Source organism: Pseudomonas sp. TSO6 (assembly GCF_056098905.1).
Map to the genome: position 1 here is coordinate 110,553 of NZ_JBLZWV010000037.1, position 14,730 is coordinate 125,282.

15 protein-coding genes are annotated in these 14,730 nt (G+C 55.8%); 8 read left to right on the top strand and 7 right to left on the bottom strand.

From position 1 onward, the window contains the following. Positions 1-46 precede the first annotated feature (46 nt). Positions 47-394 (bottom strand): phage holin family protein, encoded by a 348-nt coding sequence (locus ACN6NG_RS16565; RefSeq protein WP_210014339.1) that lies wholly within the window; start codon positions 392-394, stop codon positions 47-49. Between the two features lie 339 nt (positions 395-733). Here ACN6NG_RS16565 and ACN6NG_RS16570 point away from each other — a divergent pair, with 339 nt between their 5' ends. The 4 genes from ACN6NG_RS16570 to ACN6NG_RS16585 are packed head-to-tail and all read left to right on the top strand — an operon-like array spanning position 734 to position 4,916. Next, on the top strand, positions 734-1,711 hold the full coding sequence (locus ACN6NG_RS16570; RefSeq protein ID WP_210014338.1) for a TIGR03756 family integrating conjugative element protein: 978 nt from the start codon (positions 734-736) through the stop codon (positions 1,709-1,711). Beyond that, positions 1,711-3,066: an integrating conjugative element protein gene (locus ACN6NG_RS16575; protein WP_210014337.1), complete on the top strand. Its 1,356-nt coding sequence runs from the start codon at positions 1,711-1,713 to the stop codon at positions 3,064-3,066. Before ACN6NG_RS16570 ends, ACN6NG_RS16575 begins: the two co-directional genes overlap by 1 nt. Continuing rightward, positions 3,063-3,368, top strand: a complete 306-nt coding sequence (locus ACN6NG_RS16580) for a hypothetical protein (protein WP_210014336.1) — start codon at positions 3,063-3,065, stop codon at positions 3,366-3,368. Before ACN6NG_RS16575 ends, ACN6NG_RS16580 begins: the two co-directional genes overlap by 4 nt. A 9-nt stretch (positions 3,369-3,377) precedes the next feature. Then, positions 3,378-4,916, top strand: coding sequence for a conjugal transfer protein TraG N-terminal domain-containing protein (locus ACN6NG_RS16585; RefSeq protein WP_210014335.1), 1,539 nt, complete (start codon positions 3,378-3,380; stop codon positions 4,914-4,916). Between the two features lie 4 nt (positions 4,917-4,920). Here ACN6NG_RS16585 and ACN6NG_RS16590 read toward each other — a convergent pair whose 3' ends face one another. Continuing rightward, positions 4,921-5,316 carry a hypothetical protein gene (locus ACN6NG_RS16590; RefSeq protein ID WP_349975050.1) on the bottom strand — a complete coding sequence of 132 codons (396 nt, stop codon included), beginning with the start codon at positions 5,314-5,316 and terminating at the stop codon, positions 4,921-4,923. A gap of 426 nt (positions 5,317-5,742) precedes the next feature. Here ACN6NG_RS16590 and ACN6NG_RS16595 point away from each other — a divergent pair, with 426 nt between their 5' ends. From ACN6NG_RS16595 to ACN6NG_RS16605, 3 genes are all read left to right on the top strand, one after another. Further along, positions 5,743-6,108 (top strand): DUF3085 domain-containing protein, encoded by a 366-nt coding sequence (locus tag ACN6NG_RS16595; RefSeq protein WP_210014334.1) that lies wholly within the window; start codon positions 5,743-5,745, stop codon positions 6,106-6,108. Between the two features lie 299 nt (positions 6,109-6,407). Beyond that, on the top strand, positions 6,408-6,731 hold the full coding sequence (locus tag ACN6NG_RS16600; protein ID WP_210014333.1) for a hypothetical protein: 324 nt from the start codon (positions 6,408-6,410) through the stop codon (positions 6,729-6,731). Positions 6,732-6,818: 87 nt separating this feature from the next. Then, on the top strand, positions 6,819-7,757 hold the full coding sequence (locus tag ACN6NG_RS16605) for an ArdC family protein (protein ID WP_210014332.1): 939 nt from the start codon (positions 6,819-6,821) through the stop codon (positions 7,755-7,757). Positions 7,758-7,843: 86 nt separating this feature from the next. On the opposite strand, the gene ACN6NG_RS16610 is transcribed toward ACN6NG_RS16605, so the two are convergent. Then, positions 7,844-8,209 carry a histone-like nucleoid-structuring protein, MvaT/MvaU family gene (locus ACN6NG_RS16610; protein WP_210014331.1) on the bottom strand — a complete coding sequence of 122 codons (366 nt, stop codon included), beginning with the start codon at positions 8,207-8,209 and terminating at the stop codon, positions 7,844-7,846. A gap of 125 nt (positions 8,210-8,334) precedes the next feature. Continuing rightward, a complete protein-coding gene (locus ACN6NG_RS16615; protein ID WP_210014330.1) occupies positions 8,335-8,529 on the bottom strand; it encodes a DUF7740 domain-containing protein in 195 nt (64 codons plus the stop codon). A gap of 220 nt (positions 8,530-8,749) precedes the next feature. On the opposite strand from ACN6NG_RS16615, the gene mobH reads away from it, so the two are divergent. After that, entirely contained in the window at positions 8,750-10,456 is a 1,707-nt protein-coding gene (gene mobH, locus ACN6NG_RS16620; protein ID WP_409282850.1) for a MobH family relaxase, read from the top strand. A 450-nt stretch (positions 10,457-10,906) separates the two neighbouring features. Here the strand turns inward: mobH and ACN6NG_RS16625 are convergent, their stop codons facing one another. The 3 genes from ACN6NG_RS16625 to ACN6NG_RS16635 form a co-directional block, all read right to left on the bottom strand. Beyond that, positions 10,907-13,453 (bottom strand): S8 family peptidase, encoded by a 2,547-nt coding sequence (locus ACN6NG_RS16625; protein WP_210014329.1) that lies wholly within the window; start codon positions 13,451-13,453, stop codon positions 10,907-10,909. After that, a complete protein-coding gene (locus ACN6NG_RS16630; protein WP_210014328.1) occupies positions 13,362-14,234 on the bottom strand; it encodes an AAA family ATPase in 873 nt (290 codons plus the stop codon). The genes ACN6NG_RS16625 and ACN6NG_RS16630 overlap by 92 nt, the downstream gene beginning before the upstream one ends. A 232-nt stretch (positions 14,235-14,466) precedes the next feature. Then, entirely contained in the window at positions 14,467-14,727 is a 261-nt protein-coding gene (locus tag ACN6NG_RS16635; RefSeq protein WP_210014327.1) for a peptidase associated/transthyretin-like domain-containing protein, read from the bottom strand. Positions 14,728-14,730: the final 3 nt, after the last annotated feature.

Here is a 14,730-nt window from a genome sequence, read left to right on the forward strand (position 1 = left end):
GACCCAAAAATCGGAGGGCGCCGCCCGGGCCAGCATCCGCCGGTGGTCACTGCCCCGTTTCGCCGCTGGCCGGAGGCACCCGCTCCAGCCCCAGACGCTTCGCGGCCCAGCGCATGTAGAGGTTGATAGCAACATCGGCGCCAGCTATCGCAGCCAAGCAACCAACCGCTGCTGCCGCCCAGACCGAAACGCCGAGGGCGTACAGCAGCATGTTGGTCGAAAGCCCGCAGGTCACACAGGCACCAGAGCGCAACGCCAACCGGCGAAACAGCCCCCAACCGCGAGCACCCGCCATATCCGCCCGCCACATCTCTCCCGAAACACCACCGACCAGGGACAGCACGATCACCATCCAGATCGGCAGGTCGGCTAACGTTTGTTGCTCGCTGTTCATGTAAGCCTCATTGGCAAAGCACGACGCCGGAAAAAGAAAACCCCGCCTGATGGCAGGGTTCTCGTTGCGCCGAAAGGTATGAGCGGATTACCGATGAGGTCCCGGCCGAGATCCTCGAAGTCAAACGACCACCTTTGCCTCATTGCGCTCAGCATTCGATAACGCGATACAGGAGTACATTTGTACTCCTGCCCTACTGCCTTATCAGCCCCTTTCATCTGGCCACTTACTAATACGATCGTCCTGGTCGCGGTTTGTCGACCCACCACCTGCCTCGGATACACGATGCTGAAACTTGGCGCACGGATGCACACCGCTGCCACCTGCCGAGCGTTGCCCATGAACGTCACCGCCTTCACCCGAAGCAAAGCGCCGAAATCCAGAAAGGCTCGCCGTGGCCGTGCCTTCACCGCGGCTGCTCTGCTGGTGGCCGCCGAGCAGTGTCTGGCATTGACCACGCCAACGCTCATCGCCTCCGTCTCTTCGCTGCAGTGCCTGGAGTACCGGGTTGTCGGCATCTGCTACTGGCTGCTCTGTACACCCTTCGGCTGCACGGTGCGAACCTCACCGAAGATCCGCCACTTCATTCCCGAGCTGGTGGTATCGAGCTATTCCGATACCGGCGCCAATCCCTGGAACGAAATGTCAGGGCTGTCGGCACCGACGCCGGCGTCGCAAGGGGGTGGCAACCTGATCACGCCTTCGCCGCAGCGCGATAACCTGCCCAGATTCAAGAATGTCGACGGCATTGGCCATCCCGGCGGGGCAGCCCTCACCGCTTTGGCGCATACATTCGGTTATGCGTGCCCAAGCGGAGCCATACCGTTTGCGCCCTACTACCTCAGCACGCTCGACCCGCTGGCGTGGCGCCAGGCGATCCCCGAGTCCGTCTACCCACAGGCACTGGTCCCGGGGATGCGCGAGATCGGCAACCAGGCACTCGGAGACATGTGGGGCAGCGTGTATCCGCGACACGGCTTTCTGGTGCAGCCTGATGATTTCAAGGCGGCTGCCGTGATGGCCCAACGCGCCAGCGACTTCATTACCCGCGTCGGCCAGCCGCACGTTTATCTGCCGCTGCAGCCGATGCCGGCTCCCGGCTACTGGCCGCCGCAGCCGGTGATGGAGAACAACGTCAACAACCACCGCTGGCAGTTGCTGGTCCCGGTGATCCAGAACACCTGCGCCATCTTCCCCAGCCCAACGATCCAGAGCGCCGACGGCGCCTATGCCTGGTCGCTGTGGCGGCCCTACCGCTGCTGCCAGCGTATGGGTCAGACGTTTCTGTTTAGCATCGACTTTGATGGAGGCCAGTGATGAAACACCTCGCGCTCGGGTTGGTGTGCTTCCTTGTGTCTGCCGCAGGCCATGCCGCAGAGAACGGCTACCACCTCGGGGACCAAGCCCAGGTCCTGGATGACCGCGTGATGTACACCATCGGCGGCGGCTCCGCTGCCGGTGCGCCCTCCTCGCTTTACCGTCCAAACGGCCTCGGCGTCGGCATGTCCTGGCGGGCCAACATGATGTGCGGAAACATGAACCTCTCGAACACCCTGCAGAACCAGCTCAATGGCGCCACCCAGGGCTTCCAGCAGATCATGGGCAACGTCATCCAGAACGCCACACAGGCGGTCATGTCGCTGCCGGCGATGATCATTCAGCGCGCCAACCCTGGGCTGTATGAGCTGCTGAGCAATGGCGTGCTGCAGGGGCGCATCGACTTCGATCGTTCCAAACTCACCTGCCAGGCAATGGCCGCGAAAATGGCCGACAAGGTCGACCAGGCCGGCTGGGGCGCGCTGGCTCAGAACCAGGAAATGCAGCACAACCTCGAGCAGTCCGGCGGCGATGCCGTAATGGCGGTGAAGGATACCGAGTCGAACAACGGCAACAAGGGCGTCAGCTGGGTCGGTGGGCAGAAAGCTGGCGGCAACGGCCAGCAACCTATCCGGGTGACCTCGGACGTGGTCAAGGCCGGCTACAACCTGCTGCACAACCGGGCCGTCGAGGACACCTCCGCCGTCGGCTCGGCTTGCCAGAATGGCGCCATCTGCCAAGCCTGGTCGAGCCCCGAGGAGGCCTCGGAATGGGCGACACGGGTGCTCGGTGAATCCGAGGTGGAAACCTGCGATGACTGCGAGACGTTGCGCGTAACCGCCGGGACAGGCCTGTCGCCGTTGATCCAGGAAACCTACACGGAACACTTGGAAGGCTTGCAGCGCATGGTCTCTGACGCCGACCAGCCTACCCCAGAGAACCTCAGCAAGGTCTCCAGCCCCTTGTTGCAGGTCTCGCGCGGCGTCATCGAGGGGCTGCGCGATGATCCCGACCAGAACTTGCTGGCCCGGCGCCTGGCCAGTGAGACCGCGCTGTCCAGCGTGATCTACAAGGCGATGCTGCTGCAGCGCACGCTGTTCGCTGGCAGCCATGAGCCGAACGTGGCGTCGGCGCAGCCCGCCACTACCGCCCTCAACAGCAACGTCGAAACCCTGGAACGGGAGATCCGCCTGCTGCAAACCGAGCTGCAGGTACGCCAGTCGCTGGCCACCAATACCGCCAGCCTGGTTCTTGATCGCCACGCCGGCGGTGCCGACGCCTCGCGCAGCATCGATCAGCGCGACCCGATGCCGGACCGACTGCGCCGGGCTGAACAGGAGAAGAGCACGCCATGATCACGTCATCTATGAGATCACTGATCGTCCACATGCTGCTGATCATCGGCGCCATGCTGATCATGTGGCTGATTGCCTGGAGGGCACTACAACTGCCCGCCGCCCAACTGGATTGGCTCGCACCAACCCGGGCAACTGCCGCCTACTTCGCGTGGTGGCGCATCCTGCTGTACACCCTGATCTTCACCGGTTGGGCCGCAGCGTTGCGCATGCGGCCTTCGCCTGTGGACCAGCAACGGCTAAAGCGTATCGGGTTGATCGGCTTCAGCTCGATCATTCTGGTCGAACTGTCTCGCGTGTGAGGTGCGGCCATGAACATGAGCACCAACAGCTACCTTGAGTACTACCTGTCGCTGCTGGCCTGGATCATCAACAACGGCATCTGGAATACGCTGGTGGACACCGGGCTGTTCGCCGCCCCCTTCGGTGCGGTCATCCTGCAGGAATGGCTGTCGGCCCGCCAACAGGGTGCTGACGAAGGCAACAAAGGCCTGCTGTCGATCCCTCGCGTCGAGAACCGGTTGTGGATGAGCTACGTGGTCATTCTGTTCGGCTGCATGCCGTTCTTCCCGCTGAACCTGTCCTCCGTGACTTTTGACGATGCCGCGAGCCAGCGCTGTGGCGTGTCCATGGCCAGGCCCGCCGACACGGCCTGGGGTACGACCTTCAACACCATCGGCGAGAAGTCAGCGAACGTGCCGGTGTGGTGGTTCCTCGTGCATGCCATGAGCAAAGGCATCACCGCCGCGGCGACCGCATCGATTCCGTGCGCGCCCGACATCCGAGCGATGCGCATGGAGATCGACAGCTCGCGCATCAATGACCAAGTGCTGCTGCAGGAAGTCGCCGACTTCACCCGAGACTGCTATGGCTTTTCGCGCTCGCGGCTGTTCACCAATCGCCCCGAGCTGGACGAGTCGCAAAGTTACGATGCGTCCTGGATAGGCTCGACCTACCTGCTCAACACACCGGGCTACTACGATACCGATCGCTCGCGGATGCCCCGTGTCGATTGGCCGTACGACGAGACCCGGGACACCTCCCTGCCTCAGCTTGATAACGGCGCTGGCTACCCTACCTGCAAGCAGTGGTGGAGCGACGGCACGATCGGACTGCGCGATCGCTTGGTGGCCGAGGTCGATCCATCACTGCTATCGCAGCTACGGGGCTGGCTGACGGGGCGCACCTCTACGGAGGTCGAAGACGCCACCTTACGCGAGCTGGTAAGCCCACGGCAGCAATCATTAAGCATGGCACCTGGGCAGGTGTTTCAGGACTACGGCAGCAGCGCCCGCGGCGGTTCGCTGACGCAAGGACTGAACAACCTAGCCACCAACACCGGCCTGGCCTTGGGCTCGTTCAGCAACTTCCCAGCGATGAATGCACTTCGCGCGGCATTGCCGATGGTCCAGGCCTTTTTGATCATGGGCACGATCATCAGTCTGCCGCTGGTACTGTTGATCAGCACCTACCAGCTCAAGGCGCTCATGACGATTACATTCGCGCTATTCACCCTGCACATGCTGACTTTCTGGTGGGAGCTCGCGCGCTGGATCGACTCGAGCATGCTGGAAACGCTGTATAACCAGGTATCGGCCACAGACCAGGCACTGTTGTCGTTGCCGACAGCAGGGTTCATGGATGGGACAGTCACCGCGCAGGTGATTGAGTACGTAATGGGTGCAATGTTCGTAGTGCTGCCGATGTTTTTCCTCGGCGTCATGAGTTGGGCGGGATACAACGTGGGTAGCGGTATGCAAACGCTCCTCACCCGGGGAACAGAAGGTGCTCAGGTACAAGCAGAGAAAGGATCCTCACAGGTCATGTCCGGTGCCCGCAGACTGAAATAACCAATCACCTGGGGGCTCCATTGTCGTCGTACATTTCTGGGAATCTAAGATGATGTTGAGGGTGGCTCATTTCATGGATCCGGGGCTGTCTCTCAGTGCTGATTGGCAGCGCGGCAATGGTCCACACAGTAAGCATCCCGAGCGCGAGAGAAATCGCAACTGAAGCAACGGCGAGCATCAGAATCAACTTAATTACATAAAAGCCAATTTTGCGATACTTGAACGGCACGGAGGCCAGAACGCTGGAGTTCAAAACCTTGGATTCGAATCTGTTTACCACTCGGCCAGCACCAACCGCAGCGCGAATGAGATACTTGCCGATGCCGGTCCGGCCAGAAGTCGAGGATGCTGGAGTCGACATTTGATTGCCTCCGATACCCTTCACTGCGATCGCGCTCAAGCCGCTACCGCCAATTTGGATCCAAGCTCTAGCTTACTCCTCCCTCACTAAATTCCTTGACCGTTGATCACTTGGACAACGCGGATTATTCGCCAATGGCGCTCATTGGATCGCGACCGCTGATTCCACCGAAAAACGCCATTGACGCTATATCGGTTCGCTTGGTACACCAATTGTGCAATCGCTGGTTTTCCAGCACCCAGGTAGCCATAACCTTTGAGGCTACGTCACGCATGTGATGGTTACCCCGAAATGCGATTCGCGTTCGGCAGCTCGCATGGTCACCATTCCCCGGTGATGAACGCTCTCTAATCCCCCGGGCTCACTGAGCCTGCGTCTTCGATGCACTTTACTCACATCCATTCCAGTGCTGGGAACTCTCCCACACGGGACGGCGTTCCTCCGCACCCTCTGGAGGATCTCATCATGCTGCGTTTCACAGGCACTGAACTTCACGCCGTGTTGGCCGAGGCCGGTATCAATGGTTGCAGATTGATATTGGTGAAAGACCACGGTGTTTACCTCATGTCCGAGATCGGCGAAAGCAAACCGGATGGCGGTGGCCGCAAACGCGTGGCCTATGCCACTGGCTGCAACCCCAACGTCGACGACTTCGACACCTGGTGGAATCGCGCCTGCGATGAATTCGGCGGCGATGATTTTGCCGAGTACTTCGACATCGATGATCCTGTCCTCGCCAGCCTTCGCGGCACTGCAGGATCGCTGGTGGTTGAGGCCACCTCCACCCACCTGTACCTGGCCGCCGAGGTTGATTCGGCAGGCGAATCTTGAACACAGAAGCGAGCTCCACGCGTACCCAGAGCGGCACCTTAACCGGGCCTCTCTGGGCGCCTCTCGCCTCCTTCTTCATTCGGCTGAAGATCGCCGTTTGTCAGGAACCCAAGGACGGAAGTCCTCGCTGGAACTCCCTGGATAGAGCCCTCCATATGAGGTGTAGATCGGAGATTGACCTCACGTCCAAGCGCGGTTTAATACATGGATGCACCCTGCTCAATGCCTTTTTCAGATTGAGCAGGTCCACGCACTAACCTCACATGAGGTGTCGCGGGATCAGCTACGCGGAGGCCGCAATGTCCTGGACGAAGCGCTTTTCCAATGCGGTGGTGCTGAGCCCAGGCGTTTGGCAGCAGTTCATTGCACCTGCCACAGGCGAGGAACCGATCGGACAGTCAGGCTTGCGCTTGGCAGACCTGCTCAACAGCGTGCTGACTTCAGCACCGCGTACTTCACACTGCCCCATCGAGCTGCAACTCGACCGCTTGCGGCACAACGGCACGTCAGTATCTGCTCACCTGCCGCAGCTTCAGCTGGCTCGCATCACGCCACGCAGCGGCCCGGCTTTTCTGCTTATCCGGCTACCCGGCGAAATCGGAGTCGATATCGCCGCCCTCTGACCTTGTCAGCACAGCTACTGCCTCACTTACCCCACCGGGAACCCTTCCCGGCTGGGCAGCGTTCCCCCTACACGCCTGGAGAACGCCATGTCCGATATTTACCTGGATGTCACCAACAAGATCGTCAGCGCCTTGAGCCAAGGCGTGATCCCCTGGATCAAACCCTGGACCACCACCGGTTCAAGTGCTGACTCCCCTTTTCCCATCAACGCCATCACCAGACGCCCCTACGCCGGCATCAACATTCCACTGCTGTGGGCCGAGGCGCGCCTGCGAGGTTTCACTCAGGATCGCTGGCTGACCTTCAACCAGGCACGCAAAGCTGGTGGCCATGTACGCAAGGGCGAGCAATCCACCCTCGCGGTGCTGTACAAACCGATGAGCAAGGAGGCGCACGACGAGGACGGCCAGGTCGTTCGCGATGACCAGGGCAACATCAAGATGGTGCAGTTCGCCCTCTTGCGCACGCACTGCCTGTTCAACATCGAGCAGACCGAAGGCTTGCCTGGCGAGGAGCCAGACCTTGATGAGCACACCGAGCCAACGGCGTTTATCGACCATGCCCCAGCCGAGCAGCTGTTGCTCGCGAGCGGCGCGCAGATCGAGCATTGCTATGGCGATAGCGCGTTCTATCAGCCGCTGCGCGATCGCATCCAGCTGCCCACCAAGGCTCAATTCGAGGACGTCGGCAGCTACTACGCGACGGCCCTGCATGAGCTGACTCACTGGTCAGGTCATCGATCGCGCCTGAACCGCGATGGCATCACCGGCGGACACGCGTTCGGATCCGCAGCCTATGCCTTCGAGGAACTGGTCGCGGAAATGGGTGCAGCGTTTCTCTGCGCGTTGACCGCCACTCAGGGAGAGTTGCGCCACGAGGAGTACCTGGCTTCCTGGCTGAAGATCCTCAAGGAAGACAAGCGTGCGATCTTCCGCGCCAGTGGCTTGGCCCGTGAGGCCTCGGAATTTCTACTGGCACTGCAGTCCGACCACGCCACTGAAGCGACGGAGCGACTCACTGCGTGATTTCCCTCAACCAGCAAAAAGGCCCCGCATGGGGCCTTTGTTTTGCCTGCAGCGCCATGTATAGGCCACTGCAAATGCGCAGTCGATTACTGCAGCCAGCTCTCGACGGTATCCGAGCCGTGTTCCTGCTTCCACTGCTTGAGGATCTTGTGATTGCCACCCTTGGTTTCCACGACCTCGCCGCTGTGCGGGTTCTTGTAGCGCTTGACCTCGCGCGGCTTGCGCTGAGCACTGCTCGACACGCTTGCGGCACTCACGCTCACGCCCTTGGACGGGTCCAGAATGGTGATCACCTGGCGCAGGCTCATGCCGTACTCTTCCAGCAAGGCTTTCAGCTTCTGTTCAAACTCGATCTCCTGCTTCAGGCCGGAATCGTTTTTCATCGCATCCAGCTGTTGAAGTTGCGCGGCCAGCTGCGCTTCCAGAGCTTTGAATTCGGCAAGTTTGGACATGAGAAATCTTTCCTAGGTATGAGACACGTGAATGAATAATAACTGAGACACACTCAACATCCGAGTGTTTATTCCCAGTTTAAGGTTCATTTTTGTGCTCCTTCATTGCAAATATCTGTGACAGATCAGTCAGTCAAATTTCGGCAAAGATGCGCCACAACTTCGCGAGGCGCCGCGCTGCGGCCAATCTTGAACAAGATGTCTCGCTGGCTACGCGGCAACTTTTTCGCACAGCGCTTGGCGGCAGACCGAATGGCAGCATCAGTACCATGAATCCGGTCCGCCAGCAGCACGATCAATACAGCATCACTCAGCGTCATCAGCGTCCCAGCTCAGAAAAATGATGCCGGCAGTCTACCCCGCTCGAAAGGGTCGGCTATGCCGACCGGCCGGGTAACCCGACGCGCCAGACTTCGGATTATTGCACTCGCGAAAAAGGCCAAGGCGGTAAAGGGTAATGGCATCAATGGAAGGGGCGCAAGGGTAAGAGGCTTATCCGAAAAGGCAAAGGGACCTTTTGAACGCAAGGCAGGTACTGCGATGAAACGGTGGTGGTTCAAACCGCAAAAAGGCCTTCCCGAGGAGGCCACCCCCGCCGCCGAGGGCTTTCATCAGCCACTGTCGGCGGAATCACTGCTTGCTGCTGGCCACCGCAAAAGGCTGCTCGAGCGCATCTGGCAATATACGGCCCTCTCCCCGCTACAGTTCGAACAACTCTACCTCGAACCGATTCGTCGCTACGCCAGCTATGTACAGCAACTACCGGCTAGTGAGAGCCATCACCATGCCTATCCTGGTGGCATGCTCGACCACGGTTTGGAGCTGGTGGCGTGCAGCCTGAAGTTGCGCCAGTCCTACCTACTCCCCAGTGGTGCCGCACCGGAAGACCAGGCTGCGCAGGCTGATGCCTGGAGCGCCGCCATTGCCTACGGCGCCCTGCTCCATGACGTTGGGAAAATCGCCGTTGATCTCCAGGTGGAGTATCAGAATGGTGAACGGTGGCACCCCTGGCACGGCCCCCTGAACCAGCCTTACCGCTTCCGCTACCACCCCGCCCGGGATTACCAGCTACACGGTGCCGCCGCTGGGCTGTTGTATACGCAGATCCTGACCCCCACCCTGCTCGACTGGCTCAGCAGTTACCCTGCCTTGTGGGGGCAATTGCTGTTCTTGCTAGCCGACCACTACGAGCACGCCGGCACACTCGGAGAGTTGGTCCTGCAAGCAGACCGGGTATCCACGGCACAGAACATCGGGGCCAACCCCAACAAAGCACTTCGGGCACCTAAATATTCGCTGCAGCATCACCTACTCATGGGGCTACGGTACCTGGTCAAAAACGAGTTCAAGCTCAATCAGCCCGGTGCCGCCGGCTGGCTCACCGAGAACCACCTGTGGTTGGTCAGCAAAACTGCGACTGACAAACTGCGTGCCTACCTGCTGGCTCAATCCGTGGATGGTATCCCCTCCTCTAATATCGCCTTGTTCGATGAACTGCAGTCCCATGGGCTGGTGGATGCGACACCAGAGGGGAAAGCGGTATGGAGCGCCACGGTGTCGGACACCGGCTGGCAGCAGGCGTTTACATTCCTGCGCCTTCAGCCCAGCCTGATCTGGGCCGATGAATCCCGCCCTCAGAGCTTTGATGGGACGGTGCAATCGAAAACAGTTTCTGACTCGAAGGGCGATGCCGGAGAACAAGCAGCAGATCAATTATCCCAACTTTTGGAACCCAAGCTGCAGGGCGACATACCCTCAAGCCCAGATTTCGAGTGCATCGATGAGCTAGTGGAGCTCTTGCCGGACATAAGCGACGGCATGGGTGAATCACATGCAATACACTGCCGTGACTTCTCCCCGGACGACGATGCCCCTGAACAATCCTTTATCGACTGGCTGCGTAATGGTGTTGGCAGCCACAGGTTGCTCGTCAATGAAAGCAAGGCGAAGATTCACACTGTAGCGGGAACGTTCTTTTTAGTCTCTCCGGGAATTTTCCAACAGTACATTGCAGAACAACTGAAGTTCTTAAGTAGCGCTGAAAATGGCAGTGCTTGGCGGAAATACCAACGCCACTTCGAGCAATTGGCAATGCATCAAAAGCGCCCGAACGGTCAAAATATTTGGACCTGTAAGGTACAGGGCGCTCGTAAGAGATCGTCGCTTAATGGATATCTATTGACCGATGCACAGTTAATTTCGCCAAACATCTTTCCAGACAACCCCTATCTTTCACTTGAACTTTAGGCATCTATACGAAACCCATCACCCCGAAAAACTGCGAAAAAAGATACATTAAAAACAAGAAACCCTTAAACTCACCAGAAGAAATCATCACTTGACCGAAACCCAAACTTACCACACCAAATCCTGCCCAACACATCGCAAGTCACTTCTAGAGTGCATACCCAATAGCTAAGATAACCGCTGATGCACAATCACCTTTAAGATGCATCCAATTTAAAGCAGCGACATCACCTCAAACCAATAAGACTGGGAGACCGAAACCATAGAAACCTTAAACAAAAAAACCTAATCAGCCTAAAACAATTAGACCCAAACACTGCCAACGAGGTCGGCGAAGCCATTCCAGATAATAGACTTCGCCACCCAAGCCTATTGAGAATTCTCAGAGGGCCAAGAGCACCACAAAACCCACCTACACTTCATCTCAATAAAAGAGCAACCCTAGGATAATCAGTTTTGCACTTGAGACCGGAAGCTCAGCTTAATTCTATCCCTGATTTCAGTATAAACATCAGCCTTCAAGGAATCCGAAACTTCAAAGGTCACAATCAAAGCATAGGGTATGGATGGCAATACCGCCCCCCCTTGCGTCCGACACTCCACCCTAATCCGCAGGACATCGTCATCGCCGATAGGCACTGCATCTTCACCCTCATAAATCTCATGTATCACCGTACCTCTCCGGGATGTATCTGAAGGGGGTTGGTTAGCTGGAACTCGGTAGACCCCAATAGGCGAACCATTTGAATCTTCGGTCACGAAATCTAAAAGAGCATCTTTATAAAACTGTTCTGCTGGCTTAGTTGGAGTCAGCCACGCCAGCGTCACTACCAGTTTTCTGACATCCTTCTGCCCTGACAGCGACTTTGGCAACGGAAAGCTAAAAAGCTGAGCATTATCATTCTCCAAAGCACCTAGACCCAGCATGGTCACGCGGCGTTCGGTGCATTCTAACACTCTGGGAAGATCGATTTTTCCATAGCCTAGGAAACGGGTGATGTTTGAACGGCGATTCTTCCAAAGCCGTCCCTCTTTGGGCTCCAAAACTGACTCCAGAAAAACTCCTGCACTCCCCCAGCTTGCGGAATGAACAATCAACCCCTTGACAAGCGCGGGTAAGAGTTTCCGGATACGAGTAAAATCTTGAGCTGAGAACTGTGACTTTAGTTCGTCATGAATAATTACAGCTGCTCTTGTAGCCAGAGCTGCCGAATTACTAGTACCGATAGTACGAACAACATCATTTACACTGGACACGCCGGCAACTTCCTGACCAAAATATCGGCCAGCTTTCCCAGGTGTTAGCAGAAGCCCATCTGCAGTAACCGTATACGTATAAAGCGCCCGCCCGCCACAGTTCAGGACCTCCGGCTTTACCGCTTGTTTATAACCCAACCCAAGCCCGGATATCAAACTCGGAAATTTCTCACTCGAGAACGGCTCGATAAGATATGGGCTTGGAGTGGCTACGCAGCCATCCGAGTGACTTGCACCTACAGTGAGAGCATTGATCGCCTCCGCCGGGGAGAAAATAGTACGATGTGCCATTTTAGATTGTACGGCAGAAACGAATAGCAGATGGCGCTCTTCATCTGTCAACTTAGTTAACTGCACTGGCTTCGTCACATCATCAAGAGATAGTCCTTCAGCAATATTCCCAGCACTGATAATAAAAAGAAGATTATACTTCCAAGCCAGGTAATCGATAAGGCGCCCCCAAGCGCTCATCTGGCCTGCAAATGGCCTATTTACATCACCGAGAGAAAGGTTAATGACAAATACATCACCTCCCAATTCTTTAGGAGCCTGCTTCAGCCTGACAACTGCAGAGTAAATCACATCTAGCAAAAGTCTTGAATTTGGAGTTGTCTCGACAGAAGAATGCTCACTGGCAGCCAGCAAATATTGAACATACAATTTTCGTGGCAACGAACCCTCTTCTTTTGCGATATCACCATGCAAAATAAGAGAGGCCATAGCTGTTCCATGATGCCGAGTACGAACTGGAGAGGTACTCTCCAACCCCTCACCGTCATCGATCACAAGCCGCCCTTTCAACAGATCATGATTTTGCACTACAACACCATCAAACAGCGCTGCTACTGGGGGGAGCAAGCTGCCGGAGTCATCAATCTCAACAACCCGTTCAATATCTTCGGGCTCCGATGATGAAATACTCATTGCTTGAGGACGTATGTAAGCAACCTCATCAAGAGTAAGCAAATTTGCTTCGAGATCAAGGAGTGCTTTTGCTTGCATCTGTGTAATAGAAATCAGAAGTGCGTGATATCTGATCTCTGGTATATAGGAACGATCTAAAACCTCCGCAGCCTCAATTTCAATCTTTGTCAGCAGCGCCTGAATTGCTGCGTGATCTCGTTCTTTTTCTCCATGAAATACGAGTTCGATTTCGAAGTGCACTTTTTCATCAGCGGCCCCGTTCAATCCAGCAATAAAAGTCTTTGCTTCAGGCGTCAGTCGATCTCTAGCGCCCCATGAACGGATGTCTATGAGGTGAGAGAATAATTTATTCCAATCGCCATAGCCTCTAGGCAACCCTTTTCCCGAACTGTACAGAGCCCAAAGTCTCAAAAGTTCGGTGATTGCCCGCTGGTTTGGAACTGTTAAATAGAGCCGCCCTTCCATAGGCTTTTCGGGCTTTTCCCTATCATGAAAATCGTCACTGCTTGGGTAATTGAAATCAGCCTCATCCACCCATGTCAAACCTAGTTTTTCTGCTGCTCTCTTGAATTCCTGTTTCGACTGCGCCAATTCAAAAACTATAGCTTTCTCAGGATGGAGGCCGTCTGTATCTTCTGATAAAGTTCCCGACGCCACGGGACTTTGAGAAACCCGTTTCAGCGTTTCAAACTTTGGTCCAAGCCTAGATAGCTGCCGCTCTGAACTAGGTGTCGAGATGCTGAAAAATCTCGGACTGCCTTTCAGACGCGCGTCTTGTTTTGGCGGATTTAGAATCAGCAGCGGGAGCTTTTCCATGATCTCTTGACTTATCCTTAATCGAATTACTTACACGGCTTTGCGAAAGACGCTTATCAACTATCGCTTTCAGATCTTGCTGACCACCCGAAAGAACCAATTTCCTCCTAATATCGAGCAAGACCTGCTCAATATCCGAAAAGCTACTACCAATTAATGAGCCCACAAACTCACTCTTCAGCCCACCAAGCTTCTCGCCAACTGCAGACTCAAAACTTACCAACCATTCACTAATTTGCTCAGACTTTGGCGGAACCAAATTGGAGTGAATTTGAAACCGCCGCCATGCAGCCCTATCTATCAATTCAGGATGGTTGGTAGCCGCAACAAAAACGTTATAAGAAGGAAGATCATCCACTTGTAAAAGAAGAGTACTAACAATCCTTTTAATCTCACCAGTGTCGTGCGCATCGCCCCGCTCTTTGCCGATAGCATCAAACTCATCGAAGAAGACAACACACGGGCGCGTTTTAAAAAACTCAAAAGCCGACTGTAGTCGCGAGGCAGTCTCACCAAGATAACTACCAATGATTCTTTCATAACGCATTACATAAAAAGGAAGCCCTAGCTCGTATGCTAATGCGCCAGCCAAACTTGTCTTGCCATTTCCTGGAGGCCCAGTTAATATCAACTTGCTGCGCGGCTCCAGCGCAAATGAACGCAACAAATCAGCGCGCCTATGCTCCTCAATTAATTCTAAGCAGACATCATAAACCTCAGGTTCCAGATAGAGATCTGAAATCCCTCTTGTCACAGTCACTTCAGCGTAGAGGTCCTGCACTGATTCCTTTCGTGGGGCACCCTCATATGAAAATGCCTCGGACCTCCCGACTGGATCACCCGCACTGCCCCACCTCGCAGAACGAAGTGTATCCGTCAGCTTTTGTGCATATATGTGATGCTGCCTAGCCTTCTCTTCTGAGACTATTGCCTCAACGACTCGCCGAACCGAGGCCTTATCTCCCCCCAAACCGGCTTGGGCGAGTTTTACCACAAGATCGCTTCTTGCCATATCAATTATGCACGCAAATTGTTGGCGTTACCTTAGAGGACGTGTATTTCGATATTTTTTTTACACCCTTCAGTCCTGACTTAGTGACCGCAGAAATACAACAATCCCCACCAGGCAACTCAAGTTTAAAAATCCCACGTTCATTTGTAATGATCGCTATGTCTTTCGCCGGAAAATCGGAACTCTCCACCATCACGAAAGCACCCTTGACAGGGTGCCCCGCATCATCGACAACGAAACCGCAGATGATCTTGGACTTCATAGT

Coding starts and splice junctions, on each gene's coding strand:
- mobH (WP_409282850.1), top strand. CDS start 8,750: ATGAAACGGTGGTGGTTCAAACCGCAAAAAGGCCTTCCCGAGGAGGCC.
- ACN6NG_RS16565 (WP_210014339.1), bottom strand. CDS start 394: ATGAACAGCGAGCAACAAACGTTAGCCGACCTGCCGATCTGGATGGTG.
- ACN6NG_RS16575 (WP_210014337.1), top strand. CDS start 1,711: ATGAAACACCTCGCGCTCGGGTTGGTGTGCTTCCTTGTGTCTGCCGCA.
- ACN6NG_RS16585 (WP_210014335.1), top strand. CDS start 3,378: ATGAACATGAGCACCAACAGCTACCTTGAGTACTACCTGTCGCTGCTG.
- ACN6NG_RS16635 (WP_210014327.1), bottom strand. CDS start 14,727: ATGAAGTCCAAGATCATCTGCGGTTTCGTTGTCGATGATGCGGGGCAC.
- ACN6NG_RS16625 (WP_210014329.1), bottom strand. CDS start 13,453: ATGGAAAAGCTCCCGCTGCTGATTCTAAATCCGCCAAAACAAGACGCG.
- ACN6NG_RS16615 (WP_210014330.1), bottom strand. CDS start 8,529: ATGACGCTGAGTGATGCTGTATTGATCGTGCTGCTGGCGGACCGGATT.
- ACN6NG_RS16610 (WP_210014331.1), bottom strand. CDS start 8,209: ATGTCCAAACTTGCCGAATTCAAAGCTCTGGAAGCGCAGCTGGCCGCG.
- ACN6NG_RS16570 (WP_210014338.1), top strand. CDS start 734: ATGAACGTCACCGCCTTCACCCGAAGCAAAGCGCCGAAATCCAGAAAG.
- ACN6NG_RS16600 (WP_210014333.1), top strand. CDS start 6,408: ATGTCCTGGACGAAGCGCTTTTCCAATGCGGTGGTGCTGAGCCCAGGC.
- ACN6NG_RS16605 (WP_210014332.1), top strand. CDS start 6,819: ATGTCCGATATTTACCTGGATGTCACCAACAAGATCGTCAGCGCCTTG.
- ACN6NG_RS16580 (WP_210014336.1), top strand. CDS start 3,063: ATGATCACGTCATCTATGAGATCACTGATCGTCCACATGCTGCTGATC.
- ACN6NG_RS16595 (WP_210014334.1), top strand. CDS start 5,743: ATGCTGCGTTTCACAGGCACTGAACTTCACGCCGTGTTGGCCGAGGCC.